The 775-nt window shown below is 69.8% G+C and carries 1 protein-coding gene; it reads left to right on the forward strand.

Going from position 1 to position 775, the window contains the following annotated elements:
• The coding region (locus HMPREF2886_RS35055; RefSeq protein WP_256562554.1) for an Ig-like domain-containing protein at positions 1 to 775 on the forward strand (775 nt) is incomplete at both ends.

A 775-nucleotide genomic window follows, 5' to 3' on the forward strand; every position in this document is an offset into this window, starting at 1 on the left:
GTGACGGTGATCGTTACCGACCCGGCCGGCAACAGCAGCACCCCGGTCACCGCCGAAGCCCCCGACTTCCCCGACGCGCCCCAGGTCAATGCCAGCAATGGCAGCGTCCTCAGCGGTACGGCGGAAGCGGGCGTGACCATCGTGATCACCGACGGCAATGGCAATCCGATCGGCCAGACCAGCGCCGATGCCAACGGCAACTGGAGCTTCACGCCCGGTAGCCAACTGCCGGATGGCACCGTGGTCAATGTGGTGGCCAGGGACGCCGCCGGCAACAGCAGCCCGGCGACCTCCATCACCGTCGACGGCGTGGCGCCGAGCGCGCCGGTGGTCGAGCCGAGCAACGGCAGCGAACTCAGCGGGACTGCCGAACCGGGCAGCAGCGTGACCCTGACCGACGGCAATGGCAACCCGATCGGCCAGACCACCGCCGATGCCAACGGCAACTGGTCTTTCACGCCGTCCACCCCGCTGCCGGACGGTACCGTGGTCAACGTGGTGGCCAGGGATGCCGCCGGCAATAGCAGCCCGCCGGCCAGCGTTACCGTGGATGCCGTCGCGCCGGCCACGCCCACCGTCGATCCGAGCAACGGTACGACCCTCAGCGGCACCGCCGAGCCGGGCGCTACCGTGACCCTGACCGACGGCAATGGCAACCCGATCGGGCAGGTCACCGCCGACGGCAGCGGCAACTGGAGCTTCACACCAGGCACGCCGCTGGCCAACGGCACCGTGGTCAATGCCACGGCCACCGACGCCTCCGGCAACACCAGTC

Origin of the sequence: Pseudomonas sp. HMSC066A08 (genome assembly GCF_001813025.1) — a bacterium.
GTDB lineage: Bacteria > Pseudomonadota > Gammaproteobacteria > Pseudomonadales > Pseudomonadaceae > Pseudomonas > Pseudomonas aeruginosa.